Raw genomic sequence first — 15,131 nt, forward strand, 5'->3', positions numbered from 1 at the left:
CAGGCCCCTCTTTAGTAGAAATAATCCGAACGACTATTAATTTTTAAAGGGGCGTATGATGACGACCGAGTACCGTAAAATTCTTCTTGATGGCTATCCAATTCTTACCGTACGTGACGGCGATATGTTACGCGCAAAAGATGGTCGTAGTGTTCATGTAGATGAGGCGGTTCACCTGCCGCCGGTTGAGCCAAGAAAGGTGATTTGTGTTCACCTGAATTACCATAGCCGTGTGGATGAATTCATGACCAAACTCGGTGGTTCCCCAACCTATTTCCACAAGCCCCTTACAGCGCTTAACACCCACAAAGGCGATGTTGTACGCCCAAGCAATTGTAAATACCTGAACTATGAAGGTGAAATTGCCATCATAATCGGCAAACACTGTAAAAACATCTCGCAGGAAGAAGCTGGCGAATATATCGCGGGCTATACTGTCGCCAATGATTACGGCCTTCATGATTTCCGTGATACTGATGCGGGTTCCATGCTGCGTGTTAAAGGGTCAGATACGCTCTGCCCGCTTGGCCCAGGCCTTGTTGAAGGATGGGATTTTAAAAACAAGGTCATCCGCACAATCGTGAACGGCAAAGTCGTTCAGGAAGATAACACCGATAATATGGAATGGGATATGCACTATCTGGTGGCTGATATTGCACGGAACATCACGCTTGAACCGGGTGATGTTCTGCTTTCAGGCACACCAGCCAACAGCCGCCCTGTACAGCCGGGTGATGTGGTTGAAGTGGAAGTTGAAGGCCTTGGCAAACTTACCAATAAGATTGTCGAAGGACCATATCCTGTTCGTACTGATGTAGGCGCCCAGCCAACAGAATCTGAAGAAGTAATTTCTACTGCAATGGGTGGAGACTGGGAACACCGCGGCAAGCGTGCAGCTGGTGGTCAAGGTGCTCAATTCTACAAATCTCGCCTTGAGGAAAAATAATATGCGCCTGCCAGACGCAACCCGGTTTTACATCGGTGGTGAATGGGTATCCCCTGAAGGGAAAGATTTTGGTGATGTGATCAACCCGGCAACCGAACAGGTTGTTGCAAAGGTCGCCTACGGAAACCAGAACGATGTTGATAAAGCAGTGGCCGCCGCGAAGGCGGCCTTTCCTTCTTTTGCTCGCACCAGTATCGCAGAACGAAAAGAACTGCTTTCCGCTATCAATGCCAAACTGATTGAGCGCAATGAAGATATTGCCTTCGCCATTCATCAGGAAATGGGCGCACCAATGGCGCTCGCACGTCGTGCTCAGGCGCCAAGTGGACCTCAGCATTTTGAGCAAATATTAAAAGAACTTGAGAGCTATTCCTTCAGTGAAAAGCTGGGCACAACAACAGTGCGGCATGAACCTATCGGTGTTGTGAGTATGATCACCCCCTGGAACTGGCCGATGAACCAGATTGCCACCAAGGTTGCACCAGCGATCGCGGCCGGATGCACAATGGTACTGAAGCCTTCAGAACTTGCGCCGCTTGATGCTATCATTCTTGCAAAAATCATCGATGAAGTTGGCTTACCTGAAGGCGTGTTTAACTTGGTGCACGGTGACGGCATAGGTGTTGGTGCTCCGCTCACAGCACACAAAGATGTAGATATGGTTTCCTTCACAGGTTCTACCCGCGCAGGCATCGCTATCAGTGAAGCCGCTGCACCAACAATTAAGCGAGTATCGCTTGAACTCGGCGGCAAATCAGCAGCTATCATATGCCCATCAGCGCCTATTGAAAAAGCTGTTGCTTCAACAATTAAAGATCTGATGCTCAACAGCGGCCAATCCTGTAATGCGAGAACGCGCATTCTGGTCCACAAAGATGATTATGTGAAAGCTGCAAAAGTTGCTGCAGAAACCGCTGGTGGCATGACCTGTAGTGCATCTGATACAGCAGACTTGGGCCCAATAGCCAATAACGCCCAATACCGAAAGGTCAGAGATCTTATTCAGATCGGTATCGAAGAAGGCGCAACTTTATTAGCTGGTGGTTGCCAATCCGCCCTTACTCCTGAAAACGGTTATTTCATCCCAGCAACTGTATTTGGTGGTGTAACCCCAGACATGACGATTGCAAGAGAAGAAATCTTTGGTCCAGTCGCTACCTTGATGACATACGAAAGCATTGAAGAAGCTATAAAAATTGCCAACAATAGCGAATACGGCCTCTCTGGTGCTGTATGGGCAGGAACGACCGAGGAAGCTGGCAAGATTGCTTCTGAGCTCCGTACTGGCATGGTACACCTGAACGGCGCTGGTCTTGACAGCGCGGCACCATTCGGTGGTTTTAAGATGTCCGGTAATGGCCGAGAGTGGGGCAAGCACGGCCTTGAAGAATTCCTTGAAGTAAAATCTGTTTACGGTGCAAACCAATAAAAAAGAAGGCGCTCAAAGCGCCTTCTTCAACTCCAGCTTCTGTCGTTGCTTGCGCATCATAATCGGCACAATCAGCAAAAAATATCCCAGTATAAAGAAGAAAATACTCGCGAGCTCAACCGCTTGGTAATCCCCGTCACCAACAATTTGTGAAGCGATATAAGGGCCAACGGCTAAACCAAACATCTGAATAGCAAGCGCGAAAGGCATTACCCGGCCACGCAGATCAAAATCCGAGATCGCAGCCAAAATAAACGGTAACACTTTGTTCCACATCAAATTAAAACCACATACAGCGATCAGATAAATGAAATAATCTACCTTCAGTAACAGGAGTGCGATAAATACTGCTCCCCCAAGAATACCAATAGTGAGCGGCGCAAATCGGCCTACAACACGAGCGGAAACCACGATCGCGATAAGTGCGCCAAGCACACCAAAAATTTGCGAAACAAACAAAGCGTTCGCCACCACCTGTTCTTCCAACCCGTTTGAAACACCAATCAGGAACAAGTACGCCCACACAATACCTTGCGAAATATTATATGCGAGATACCCAAGCAAGGCTGGAACAAGCAGCTTAATGTTAAGCGGCTCAGATGCTTCAGGCACTTCTTCCTCATTCTTCGCCTGATCCGGCAGATATCCAACAAGCCCTATGCCAATCAGCACAACCAATGAGAAGTTGATGAAAATTCCCTTCAAACCAATCGTTGCCATAAGGGATGGCATGGCCAGCAACCCAACAGCACCGTAACTCAAAAGCACAGCGAGATAGATACCAATATTTCTATCGGTTTTTGATGTGAGACCAACGGCTGAAAAACTCAGGGAAATCAGCCCACCGTGCCCAAGGCCGGAAAGCAACCTTGCCAGTACCAGATCAGAAAATTCTGTCATATAGGCGGAAACAAGGTTTCCGGCGATGGCGACAGCAGAGAAGAACAAAAAGCTGGCCCGCCAGTTCACCTTCAAGCTTGCAAGCGACAACACAATAGTCGCGATAGCAATGCCAAACATTTCTGCAGCAGCAAGTTCACCAGCCTGCTGTTCCCCAAGCCCCAAACCTTCAACAAAACCACCTACAAGACCGGGCTGAATGATAAAAGAAATATTTGCGACGATACCCAGCAGAACCGCAGCAACAATAGAACTTCTTGCATCAGGTGAATAATCTGCACCTGCCTTCAATATTTTCATAAAACACTTCCCAATTTCCTCTCTCACATAAAGGAATATTCCACTCTCTTATGCATGGCATATGCGGTCAACAATCTTGGCCCAATTTGGCAAGCAACCAGTGGTTCGATCTGCGAGGCTCCGATGAGTATTTTAATTTAGGGGCAGATGCATGACTTTGTATGACAGTCTGATAGCTGAATACCGCACCGACAATGGGCTTTCTGTAGAAAACCCTGCAAATGGTGATCATTTATTCACGGTTAAAAATTATTCAGTCGCCGAAGTAGAAGATGCGATTGAAGATGCAGATATTGCTTTTAAAAAATGGTCCTCCCTTACAGGGAAAGCGAGAGCGGCTATTCTCCGTACGTGGTACGATCTAATTATAGAAAACCAGCATGCACTCGCGGCCCTTATCACAGCGGAATGCGGTAAACCTCTCACAGAAGCCAATGGTGAAGTGCTTTACGGTGCTTCGTTTGTTGAATGGTTCGCAGAAGAAGCGAAACGACTGTACGGCGATATCGTGCCTCACCATGCTGACGGCAAACGCATCATGGTGCTGAAACAGCCAATTGGCGTTATTAGCGCTATCACGCCGTGGAATTTCCCAGTTGCCATGATCACCCGAAAAGTAGCGCCGGCGCTGGCTGCTGGCTGTAGTGCAGTGATCAAACCGGCGGAAGCCACACCGCTGTCTGCCCTTGCACTCGAAAAACTCGCGCTTGAGGCAGGCATCCCTGAGGGTGTTTTCAAAATTGTAACCACTACCGATCCAGTGGAAATCGGTAAAGTACTTACAACACACCCGACCGTGCGGAAAATTTCTTTCACAGGTTCTACAGCAGTTGGCAAACTTCTAATGGCACAGTCAGCGGGCACCGTGAAGAAGGTGTCTATGGAACTTGGCGGGAATGCGCCTTTCATTGTGTTTGAGGATGCAGATATTGAAGCAGCCGTCGCAGGTGCTCTTATCAGTAAATACCGTAACGCAGGGCAAACATGCGTATGCGCGAACCGCTTTTACGTGCACGAAAATATCTATGATATCTTTGTTGAAAAATTCACTACTGCAGTAGCTGATTTTACCATTGGTGACGGCTCGGATGAAGCCACCGTCGTTGGCCCCCTTATCAACGAAGCAGCTATAAACAAAGTGGAAGAACTGGTTGAAAATGCTGTCGCTGATGGTGCAACTGTCGCGCTTGGCGGCAAAGCTCATGCTCTTGGCGGCAACTTCTATGAACCAACGCTACTGACTAACATTGATCACACCAACAGCATCACACAGGCGGAGATTTTCGGTCCTGTTGCCCCGATTTTCAAATTCAAAACTGAGGAAGACGCGATCCGTATGGCGAACGATACGCCTTACGGTCTGGCCGCATATTTTTACACAAAAGATATGGGCCGAATGTTCCGCGTTATGGAAGCGCTCGAATACGGCATGGTCGGTGTGAACGAAGGCGTTGTCTCCACCGAAGTTGCCCCGTTTGGCGGTGTGAAAGAAAGCGGCATTGGCCGCGAAGGCAGCCGCTACGGCATTGATGAATATACCGAAATTAAATACAGCCTCATCGGAGGGATATAATATGACAAAAACAAATGCAGAGCTTTGGGAACGCCGCTTGAAAGCTGTACCGCACGGTGTTGGCACCATGCATCCCCGTTTCGCGGCAACTGCTCAAAATGCTGAAATCACTGATATTGAAGGCAAGCGTTATATTGATTTTGCAACTGGCATTGCCGTATGTAACACAGGCCACAGCGATCCACGCATTACAGAGGCCGTGAAAGATCAACTCAACCATTTCTCTCACACCTGTTTTCAGGTGAACCCTTATGAAAGCTATATTGAGCTTGCGGAAAAGCTGAATGATTTAGCTCCCGGCGACACACCAAAGAAAACTATTTTCCTAACCACTGGTGCGGAAGCCGTTGAAAACGCCATCAAAATCGCACGTGCCCACACTGGCAGGCCCGGTGTTATAGCCTTTAAGGGCGGTTTCCACGGCAGGACCATGATGGGTATGGCACTCACAGGTAAAGTTGCCCCTTACAAGATTGGGTTTGGACCGTTTCCAAGCGAAGTGTTCCACGCACCTTTCCCTATTGATTATCATGGTGTGAGCGCTGAAGACAGCCTCGCAGCGCTCGAAGGTATTTTCAAATCTGATATTGAACCAAACCGGGTTGCGGCCATTATCCTTGAACCCGTTCAAGGCGAAGGCGGGTTTTACGCTGCACCAACCGCATTTATGAAGGCCCTTCGCAAAATCTGTGATGACCACGGCATCATGCTGATCGCAGATGAAATCCAGACTGGCTTTGCTCGTACAGGCAAACTTTTTGCTACAGAGCATATGGGAATTGAGCCGGATTTGATGACCGTCGCCAAAGCAATGGCTGGTGGTTTCCCTATCAGCGGTGTTATCGGCAAGGCAGATATTATGGATGCGGCAGCGCCCGGGGGTCTTGGTGGCACTTATGGTGGTTCGGTTCTTGGTTGTGTGGCAGGCCTGAAGGTTCTGGATATCATCAGGGAAGATAATCTCTGTGCACGCGCAAATGAGATTGGCGCGCTCTTCAATCAACGCCTTCTTGCAATGCAGGCAGATGACGACCGTATCGGCAACGTGCGGAACCTCGGCGCGATGATCGCTATTGAACTCGTTAAAGAAGGTGATGCGAATAAACCAAATGCGGAACTTACAAGCGCACTGGTGAAACATGCGGCAGAAAAAGGCCTAATTCTTTTAGCATGCGGCATTCGCGGTAATGTTATTCGTTTCCTACCTGCCCTCACCGCTTCTAACGACATTCTAAACGAGGGTCTGGATATTCTGGAAGCATCCCTCAAGAAACTTTAAAGCTCCCCCTAAAACTGCCTGATCAGCCGCCCCTTTTTTTGGTCAGGCAGTTTACCCTGCTATCTTCAAATTCGCTTCTCTTCCTTAACCTTCCCAAATTTGCATTTTGGAAAGGTTTTCGCATTATGCTTTTGCAATATGCAAAGATAAAGGCGTGTTACCTCGGCTTTTAAGCGAAACCACCATCATAGTTGCTGGCACGTCTGTTGCAATTTGGGAAGCCTGACAAGGTTTCAATTTCTATTTTGCAAAGGTGATGATGATGCGGGGCATTTTATTTACGGAATATCTGGATTTTGCGGCGAGCCTCACATCAGAAGCTGATATTGAGAAAATCCTGTTTGACCTTAGTGATAAAATAAACGGCTCGTACACCTCTGTTGGTAACTACAGCTTTAAAGAATTTGCACATATTCATGTTGCACTGTCTGAACATCTAAAACGAGACCCGAATGACATCGCCGAACGGTTTGGTAAAGTATTGCTTCACCGCTTCGCTGAGCTCTTTCCTCAGTATTTCGAAGGTGTTACTTCCGGCTTGGAATTCCTTGATCAGGTAGGCAGCCATATTCATGTGGAAGTAAAGAAACTATATCCTGACGCTCGCCCCCCAGAGATTATTCTAACGGAAGAAAAAGATGGAAAATACCAGTTAACATATAGATCACAGCGTCCGCTGGCTGCTGTTGCCCGAGGTTTGACAAGTGCCTGCCTTGCCTATTTCAAAAACGCGCACAAAATCATAAGTGAAACCTCACATCAAACACATGATGGTAATCATACAATCTTTGAGATACAAATACCTGTATGAGCAGCTTGCCAGAAAATATAGATAAGCTTCGTTACGAACGTGAAAAACAAGCTCGTATGGAGGCTGAAAAGTTGCTTGAGGCAAAAAGCCTTGAGCTCTACAGGCTGAACGAAAGCTTGGCTCGAAGTAATGAAGGGCACCAGCAGCGGCTTCATATTTTAAATGAATTTGCCATTGCGGTTACCGAACTTAAAACCGTTGATGAGCTTGGCTGGTATGTGGCTAAAGAAGTTGTTGGTAAGCTTGGGTTCACCGACTGTGTATTCTATCTGTTTAATGAAGACAGTCAGTGCCTTGTTCAAACCGCTGCGATTGCCGAGAAAAACCCTCAAGGGCACGAAATACTTAATCCTCTGGAAATTCCATTAGGCCAAGGTATTACTGGGAACGTTGCTCTTTCCGGTGAAGCGGAAGTTATCGGCGATGTAACAAACGATCCACGATACGTGCCAGATGTAATACCAGGCGGTTCTGAAATTTGTGTACCTATGATCCATGGTGACCGCCTTCTTGGTGTGATTGATTGCGAGCACCCAATCAAACATCATTTCAATGAGAATGATCTGGAAATTTTAGGAACGGTGGCATCATATGCCGCGGCTAAAATAGCTGAACGTCAGGCCCAACAAGAAGTGGAAACAAGAGCAAATGAGCTGGAAGAAAAGGTAAAACAGCTCACCTCCCTAAAAGAAGAACTAGAGACCGCAAAAGATAAAGCCGAAGAGCACAGCGCCCTTAAATCCAGATTTGTTGCAGCAATCAGCCACGAAATTCGTACGCCTCTAAGCGGAATATTAGGCAGCCTTGACCTGCTTGGAGATGAAGACCTGCCTAGCAGATCATCAGCTCTTGTGGATATGGCCAAAACCAGTGGCCAAACCCTTCACACACTTCTAAATGATGTTATTGATTTTGCCCGTACAGAAGCTGGCACATTGAAGCTTGAACCATCTGTATTTTCCGTGCGCGAATTGATTGGTTCCATTCAGTATTTTTGGCACCCGCATCTGGAAGCAAAAAATTGTACACTGGATATCTGTATCGATGATGCAGTTAAAGGCGCCTATTGGGGTGACCCCGCCAGAATACGGCAAATTATCAACAATTATATTTCAAACGCATTGAAATATTCGGAAACCGAAAAACTAGTACTTGCGGTAACGTGCGCAAATTCAGTGGCTGACGAAAGTAACCATTTAAAATTTCAACTACAGGATTTTGGTATCGGCCTTAGCATTGAGGACCAAGCTATTATCTTTGAAGAATTTTCACAAACACGTACACAAAGCAGATCAAACGTTGAAGGTGCAGGTCTTGGCCTGGCTATTTGCAGGCAACTGGCACGCCTTATGGCTGGTGAAGTGGGTGTAGAGAGCCAATTGGGCAAAGGAGCAACCTTCTGGTTAGCTGCTGACTTTAAAGTGGCTACCGCCGCTGAGAGCCAACCGCAAACCGAAGAACGCATTCTTACAAACTTCAAAGAGAGGCTGAATAGAAGAGCCCGTGTGCTGGTGGCTGAAGATGTACCTACCAACCAAATCATCGTACGCACTGAATTAGAACGGTTTGGTTGCCGGGTTACTATTGCTAACAATGGTATCGAAGCCGTGGAGGCCGCGCGCAGGCACTCGTATGATATTATTTTCATGGATATTGCCATGCCGAGCATGGACGGCATTGAAGCGACGAAACGTATCATACAGATGCTGGGCAAAAAAAATGCGCCTCCAATATATGCGCTAACTGCCCACGGCATGGATGAAGACCGGCAGGATTTCCAATCTGCAGGGATGGTTGATCTGGTGACAAAGCCTTTCAATAGAAAACAGCTATATTACGCGATTGAAAGCGCAGTTGGTCTATCCGGCGATGCGGCAGAACCGATAACCGAGAATTTAGACCAAGAGAATGCTATTCCTTTCTTCGAACAGGAAAGACTTGGAAGTTTACTGGAAACGCTGGATGAGGAAAGCTGTGGCTTATTGATTGATCAGAGCCTTAAAGATTTGAACAAAATTCTTGATGGTATGCGGGAAGGCCTTCAAAATCATGATCCGGATCATGTCGCTAAAATGGCTCACCAGCTCAAGAGCGTAAGCGGCACATTTGGCCTGCCGCGTATTCAGCATTTATCTGAACAGACACAAGTTCACTGGAAAAATGAACTGGTAACAGAAACATTAAATACTGGCCGCACCATTTGTGAGACCTTGCCTAAAGGCCTTCAGATGATTGAAGATACCGGCAAATTATATAGTAGCGGAGGATAGCTTTATGACGACCCTCGAAAGCAAGATATTACTTATCGAAGATGTTCTCTCTATGGCTCTTCTATATGAAAAGCAGCTCAATTTGGCTGGCTTAGGCGTAAAGAGCGTTGAAACACTTGCCGCGGCCAGAGAAGCGATCAAAGAAGAAAACTATGATCTACTGCTTCTTGATCTCAACCTCCCAGACGGTGACGGGCTTAGTTTTCTTGAAGAAATTCAGGGAACGCCAAACGAAACGCCCGCAATTGTCATCACTGCGGATTCCTCGCTGAATAATGCGGTGCATGCAATGAAGCTAGGTGCGCTTGATTATCTGGTAAAACCCTTCAGCGAAAGCCGCTTGATCACAACAGTGAACAACACGCTTGAAAGGGTAATGCTCCGGGAGCAAATTGATACACTTCGCCAAACACATCAAAGCGGCTCATTCCACGATTTCATTGGCTCCTCCAGCTCCATGCAGCGTGTTTACAGAACCATTGAAAACGTGGCTGCATCGAAGGCGACAGTATTTATCACGGGTGCGTCGGGCACAGGTAAAGAACTGTGTGCTGAAGCCATACACAAAGCTGGACCTCGCGCGAAAAAGCCTTTTATTCCTGTGAATTGTGCTGCTATTCCCCATGATCTTTTGGAATCAGAACTATTTGGCCACCTGAAAGGATCCTTCACTGGGGCGATTTCAAACCGCGAAGGTGCGGCGAGAGCCGCAGAAGGTGGTACTCTGTTTCTCGATGAAATGTGTGAGCTTGATTTAACCTTGCAGAAAAAGCTTCTGCGGTTTCTTCAAACCAGCATGGTTCACCCTGTTGGTGCTTCTCAGCCTGAACATGTAGATGTGCGCGTAATTTGCGCCACCAACCGAAATCCGATTGAGGAAGTTCGTGCCGGCAGGTTCAGAGAAGACCTATATTTCCGCCTTAATGTTGTACCGATTGCGTTGCCTCCACTAAACGCACGTGGTCAGGATGTGATTGAAATTGCTTCCAGCTTTCTGACTAAGTTCTCAGAAGAAGAAGGTAAACAATTCCAAGGGTTTGATGCAGGTGCACAAGCACTGCTTATGTCATACAACTGGCCAGGAAATGTAAGGGAGCTACAGAATACAATCCGCAACATGGCCGTTCTTCACGATGGTGAAGTGATTACTCAGGAAATGTTCCCACCGCTTGAAGGAGAGCTTGGTTCACTATCTCCGATTTCTCAGGAAATTCCGAACAGCATTCCTATGCAGCAACCTTCTCAGGCAATTAACCTGGAAGGCAATTCGCTGGCAACACTGGCGGAACTCGAAAAGAAAATCATCGAAGACCGAATTGAAGCTTTTAGCGGCAGTATCCCGAAAGCCGCGGACTCACTTGGTGTAAGCCCTTCCACGATCTACCGTAAAAAAGAAGATTGGCTGAAAAAAGAAGCTGTCTAAGACCCTTGCGCTTCAATTGCTTGCTGAATATCAGAGAGTGTTGCCTGATATTCAGTAACATTCGGCGCAAGCTTTACGGCTCTTTCTGCTAGTTCTAGCGCATGCTGCAAATCACCCTGAGTTTCATATAATTTGTATGCAAGGTTATTGAGCGCAATATGATTAGCCTCTTCTATTTCAAGAAGTTTTAGATATACCGCGAGAGCAAGATCATGATCTTTACTGTCCTCAGCTATTTGAGCAAGTAGCATCAACCGATCCCTTAACAGATTGCGCAGTTCTATTTCCGAAGACTTGCTATACTGATTTAGCTCAATATGAGTAAAAGCCCCCCACCAGTGCGCCAGCTGCTTGCCAGACAATTCCTTGCCGTTTTGATAAAAACCCAGCGCAAGCCTTGTTGCCTCAACTGTAAACTCAGGACGTAATTTAACGGCCGTCGCTAAATGAGCATATGTGGCTTCGAGATCATCAAAATAAGCGTATGCAATCGATAGAAGCTGGAAAGCACGTGCGTTATTAGGGGCCCATTTAAGAACAGGCCTCAAAATCTGAATAGCTTTTGCCACTTTATCACTTTCGCCTGACATCAAAAGATACCGCGCTTCAACCAGGCGCCAGAATATCGCTTTTTCAGGACTGGCGTTTTTAATTGCCTCTACATGAAGGTTGGTTGTTTTACCGGCTTCCTCGACACAGGTTCTTACAAGCGCCAGATTATCCACCTTCGCGTCAGATATAAAATTTTCGCAAATCTCTAAAGTCTCTGTTTTCTCACGTACATTCTCAAAGATAGCCCATTCAGGGCCAATGCCGGAAAGAATGGCTCCATTCTTTTCCGCGATTAGTGAGAGCTCATTCTCACCAATTGCCTGATATAATTTACTCTTTAGCTGAAAGATTGGCCCCATATCAGGCAGGATATCCCCTGCTCGCTCTAAAGCATTCAGTGTCGGCGCATATTCTATTTTTCCATTAGAGAGATTTTGAGCTAATTCACCCCAAACTGATGCAGCATATTTGCCGTATCGTTTTTGAATGTCAGCCGGATCCATTTTGAAATCACATCTGGCTTCCAGCGCATAGGCTCCCAGACACTTTAATAACTGCACGTTTAATAATGGTGCTGTATCCAGAATATTCTCAGGAAACCTGTAAACAAGCTTATGAAACATACCAACCCGCCAATATAGCTTGGCTAACAGGCTTGCCTGCTTGGCAGTTAAACCTTCCGAAGCGTTTTCAAGTGCTACAATCGCGTCAAGAGGCCTTCCTTCAGAAAGAAGTAAGGATGTTGCAATTGTTAAGTCTTCTCCTTCCAATGGCGTTAAAGACAGTTGTTCCAAAAACATGAAACCATCTGGTACTGAAGGAGCCAAAATACGGGATGCAAACGTTCGCCAATCACTGGGGATAGAAGGCACGATATCTTTAACATCAAACTGTACCGCCTCGCCTGATATTAATGAAGTTTCCACAATTGCCCACACAAGCGGCGAAGTCTCAACTGAATGTAATTCTTCAAGCGCATGAAGTATATTTTCTTCATCATCCAGTTTAATTGATGCTGCTAGCAAGATTAACGCAGCCTGTTGGCCTTCCGCTTTCCTGGCACTTCTCTGTGCCTCCAGCCATTTCTCACCACCAAGATACGCCACAGCTTGCGGCAAGTGGTAGCGGGGATCCCGCTTTAGGCTCCATCCAAGCTTATTCAGCATAATCTCCTGCGCCAGATGCGCGTTATCCGGCAAGGGAACATGAAGGCGTGCTTCAGAAAGAAGAGTTATCGCGTGAATATCTGTTTTGGTCCGACAATTCTTATTGGAGAAATACAGGGTCAACACTTCGATAGCAGAAGCATAATACCCTTGTGGCATAAATTGATCAGCCTCAGCCAGCCAGGCTTCACATTTACTTCTTTGATGTTGTTTAAAGCTGTAAAATCCGCCAGTCACCAATCCAGCGATCAACAATATCAGTACGATCAAACGTTTCATGATTGTTTCCCCAAACGAGATTGAATTTGTTCCAGAAATTGCAGAGCAACTGCCCTACGTGCAGACAACGGAATTTTTGGATCTTCCACAATTTGCAGACGTAATCGTCCTTTTTTCCCGGGTATTTCAGCCACAATTTCAGCGACTGCCTGAACCTGTGCGTGGCTGCGCACCAACAGATGTTCAATACTGGCATCTATGTTTTCATCTTGAAATTCCACATGAGAGACAATCCAGCCAAGCGCACGAAAACATATGGCTGACGAATGCTGCTGCGATTTATTGCTGTCTTCATGGAAAATGGCGGTCAGAATTAACTGTCTCTCGCTGGTCGGTGCATAAAATGTTTTACGGGATAGAAAATCAGCACTGATGATTTTTTGTTCTTCCGCTGAAATATCTGTCCGTTCACCGACCCATCCAGCAACGTAGTTTGGTATCTCGCTAATTGCTTCGATATTCGTTTTCTCAGTTACGCTTAAAGCTGTGTAACTCACACTGGATACAGTTAATGCAACAGCAAAGGCGGCAGCCTGTTTTGACCACAGTCTAATGTCCGGTAGTACCAATTCATGAAGCGGCAGGAAGATTAAAACAGGCAAAAGCCAAACAATCGGCATGATAAACCAGCCCAGAAAATCATGGAAAGTATTCACCAAATCCTCCGGTGCCTGAAAATTCAAAATCAATAAAACAGACAAGCGAAGAAGGTTCACCCCAATAGCAATAGGCAAAGCTGAAGCAATGATACCCAGCTTACCTTTAAGGGAAATATCCCGAATGGAAGCACATACTAAACAGCCGAGGAATGCGGGGATAAACAGCAATGTACCGCTGCAATTTGTGTTGATAGTAACTGTTACTTCACCAGAAACCACCTGTGATCCATATCTGTACACTGGCAGGTCCAGAAGTTGGGCCAGTGTAACAAACATTTCTGCTTCAACAGTAGCAAGCCACACCCCCACAGATTGTTCCAAACCGTAAGGAACTGGAAGCATCAACACACCACACACTGTAACCCAGATAGTCTTTTTAAAAGATAGTTTAAAGCACTCTGATATGGTGAACACGATCAAAAACATGCCTGATAGATAAGCGAGTTTTTGAATATCCAGCGCGATATGCAATAGAAATGCGAGAGCACTTAAGAGCAACAGCCATCCACGCCCGAAAACTCTTTCACCGGGCTTTCCTAAGGCAATTAATAAAATGCTAAACATAGACAAAGCTATGATAGCCCAATGATCTGTCTTCAGGCTGGCTTCCAGCAGTGGTAGCAGCAGGTAAAAACCCACTGCAACCATTGCGGCTAAAGCACCAAGACGATATTTGCTTAAAATCAAGCACATACCGCCATCTCATCGGCTGTTTTCTTACGGCGAAGTTTTGCAAAACCAAGCAAGAAAAGTGGCCCTAAAAGGGCAGCTACAGGTCCTGGGAGCGGCACTGCGTTAGAAATCATTTTCTGAACATTCGCAGTACCAACATCAAGGGCTACAACTAAATCATTATAATCTTCATCTCCACCGCCAAAAAGATCTTCCATGCCAACCAGAAGGTATGGGCTGTCAGGAGTGGCTAAAATCACAAAATGATCTATACCGTCGGGATTTAGTGATATATCGGTGAAATAGGTGTTGGTGCCGCCATTCGCTCCATTTGCAATCAAAAACAGATTCAACTGACTATCAGCATCAAATGTTCCAAGGTCTACGAAATCTCCGGGCGCCAAAGGCGCATATGATGATCTATAAGTCGTTTCAGTAGGTTCTATATAGGAACTTGATGAACTAGCATCAGGGAAAACAAGAGCAGCATCGCCATTAAGCCCCTCACTGCTATCGCCAGTGTAAACGCCAAAGCTGTTTCGGTATCCGGCACCTTCGCCAACAAAATAAGCCCTTACGGAAGAGGCCTCGGTTAAATATAAATCCGACGGATCAAGTGCAATAGATGACAAATCGCCGATTGATTGGCTCTCCGTGAGCGTGTTGTTAACAATGGCTTGTAAATCAGGTAGTGCGTTCGTGCTAAAATCAGCAGCTTTTTCGTCAGACCCTGCAAGCATTACGTCACCGATAGGCTGTAACCCAAACGGCCTTGCATTCGATTGAACAGTAGAAACTGTTCCGGCGAAGCTTGCCCCGGACAGGAATGTCCCAAGCAACGTGGCTATAAGAATTTTGGAAGAATTCTTCAC

The 15,131-nt window shown here is 46.5% G+C and carries 11 protein-coding genes; 7 read left to right on the plus strand and 4 right to left on the minus strand.

The features are described 5' to 3' along the window. The first annotated feature begins 58 nt into the window (after positions 1-58). On the plus strand, positions 59-946 hold the full coding sequence (locus MF542_RS00100) for a fumarylacetoacetate hydrolase family protein (protein ID WP_343264820.1): 888 nt from the start codon (positions 59-61) through the stop codon (positions 944-946). Position 947: 1 nt separating this feature from the next. Continuing rightward, complete coding sequence (locus MF542_RS00105) at positions 948-2,375, plus strand: aldehyde dehydrogenase family protein (RefSeq protein WP_247014654.1); 1,428 nt, start codon at positions 948-950, stop codon at positions 2,373-2,375. Between the two features lie 12 nt (positions 2,376-2,387). Here the strand turns inward: MF542_RS00105 and MF542_RS00110 are convergent, their stop codons facing one another. After that, positions 2,388-3,575: an MFS transporter gene (locus MF542_RS00110; protein WP_247014656.1), complete on the minus strand. Its 1,188-nt coding sequence runs from the start codon at positions 3,573-3,575 to the stop codon at positions 2,388-2,390. A gap of 151 nt (positions 3,576-3,726) precedes the next feature. On the opposite strand from MF542_RS00110, the gene MF542_RS00115 reads away from it, so the two are divergent. The 5 genes from MF542_RS00115 (at position 3,727) to MF542_RS00135 (ending at position 10,931) form a co-directional block, all read left to right on the plus strand. Further along, on the plus strand, positions 3,727-5,148 hold the full coding sequence (locus MF542_RS00115) for an NAD-dependent succinate-semialdehyde dehydrogenase (RefSeq protein WP_247014658.1): 1,422 nt from the start codon (positions 3,727-3,729) through the stop codon (positions 5,146-5,148). Between the two features lies 1 nt (position 5,149). Further along, positions 5,150-6,427, plus strand: coding sequence for a 4-aminobutyrate--2-oxoglutarate transaminase (gene gabT / locus MF542_RS00120; RefSeq protein ID WP_247014660.1), 1,278 nt, complete (start codon positions 5,150-5,152; stop codon positions 6,425-6,427). 262 nt (positions 6,428-6,689) lie between these two features. Further along, positions 6,690-7,238 carry a heme NO-binding domain-containing protein gene (locus MF542_RS00125; protein WP_247014662.1) on the plus strand — a complete coding sequence of 183 codons (549 nt, stop codon included), beginning with the start codon at positions 6,690-6,692 and terminating at the stop codon, positions 7,236-7,238. Then, the gene (locus MF542_RS00130) at positions 7,235-9,508 is read left to right on the plus strand and encodes a response regulator (RefSeq protein WP_247014664.1); all 2,274 of its coding nucleotides are present in this window, start codon (positions 7,235-7,237) and stop codon (positions 9,506-9,508) included. The genes MF542_RS00125 and MF542_RS00130 overlap by 4 nt, the downstream gene beginning before the upstream one ends. A gap of 4 nt (positions 9,509-9,512) precedes the next feature. Then, on the plus strand, positions 9,513-10,931 hold the full coding sequence (locus MF542_RS00135) for a sigma-54-dependent transcriptional regulator (RefSeq protein WP_247014666.1): 1,419 nt from the start codon (positions 9,513-9,515) through the stop codon (positions 10,929-10,931). Here the strand turns inward: MF542_RS00135 and MF542_RS00140 are convergent. The 3 genes from MF542_RS00140 to MF542_RS00150 are packed head-to-tail and all read right to left on the minus strand — an operon-like array spanning position 10,928 to position 15,131. Further along, the gene (locus tag MF542_RS00140) at positions 10,928-12,928 is read right to left on the minus strand and encodes a tetratricopeptide repeat protein (RefSeq protein ID WP_247014668.1); all 2,001 of its coding nucleotides are present in this window, start codon (positions 12,926-12,928) and stop codon (positions 10,928-10,930) included. The two genes, MF542_RS00135 and MF542_RS00140, sit on opposite strands and share 4 nt — an antisense overlap. After that, positions 12,925-14,280, minus strand: a complete 1,356-nt coding sequence (locus MF542_RS00145; RefSeq protein WP_247014670.1) for an archaeosortase/exosortase family protein — start codon at positions 14,278-14,280, stop codon at positions 12,925-12,927. The genes MF542_RS00140 and MF542_RS00145 overlap by 4 nt, the downstream gene beginning before the upstream one ends. Next, positions 14,271-15,131, minus strand: coding sequence for a DUF4114 domain-containing protein (locus MF542_RS00150; protein ID WP_247014671.1), 861 nt, complete (start codon positions 15,129-15,131; stop codon positions 14,271-14,273). The genes MF542_RS00145 and MF542_RS00150 overlap by 10 nt, the downstream gene beginning before the upstream one ends.

Origin of the sequence: Kordiimonas laminariae (genome assembly GCF_023008165.1) — a bacterium.
In the GTDB taxonomy this organism is placed as follows: domain Bacteria; phylum Pseudomonadota; class Alphaproteobacteria; order Sphingomonadales; family Kordiimonadaceae; genus Kordiimonas; species Kordiimonas laminariae.

Bases quoted from the DNA above. Each gene is read 5' to 3' on its own strand.
- MF542_RS00100 (WP_343264820.1), top strand. From the start codon at position 59: ATGACGACCGAGTACCGTAAAATTCTTCTTGATGGCTATCCAATTCTT.
- MF542_RS00105 (WP_247014654.1), top strand. From the start codon at position 948: ATGCGCCTGCCAGACGCAACCCGGTTTTACATCGGTGGTGAATGGGTA.
- MF542_RS00110 (WP_247014656.1), bottom strand. From the start codon at position 3,575: ATGAAAATATTGAAGGCAGGTGCAGATTATTCACCTGATGCAAGAAGT.
- MF542_RS00115 (WP_247014658.1), top strand. From the start codon at position 3,727: ATGACTTTGTATGACAGTCTGATAGCTGAATACCGCACCGACAATGGG.
- gabT (WP_247014660.1), top strand. From the start codon at position 5,150: ATGACAAAAACAAATGCAGAGCTTTGGGAACGCCGCTTGAAAGCTGTA.
- MF542_RS00125 (WP_247014662.1), top strand. From the start codon at position 6,690: ATGCGGGGCATTTTATTTACGGAATATCTGGATTTTGCGGCGAGCCTC.
- MF542_RS00130 (WP_247014664.1), top strand. From the start codon at position 7,235: ATGAGCAGCTTGCCAGAAAATATAGATAAGCTTCGTTACGAACGTGAA.
- MF542_RS00135 (WP_247014666.1), top strand. From the start codon at position 9,513: ATGACGACCCTCGAAAGCAAGATATTACTTATCGAAGATGTTCTCTCT.
- MF542_RS00140 (WP_247014668.1), bottom strand. From the start codon at position 12,928: ATGAAACGTTTGATCGTACTGATATTGTTGATCGCTGGATTGGTGACT.
- MF542_RS00145 (WP_247014670.1), bottom strand. From the start codon at position 14,280: ATGTGCTTGATTTTAAGCAAATATCGTCTTGGTGCTTTAGCCGCAATG.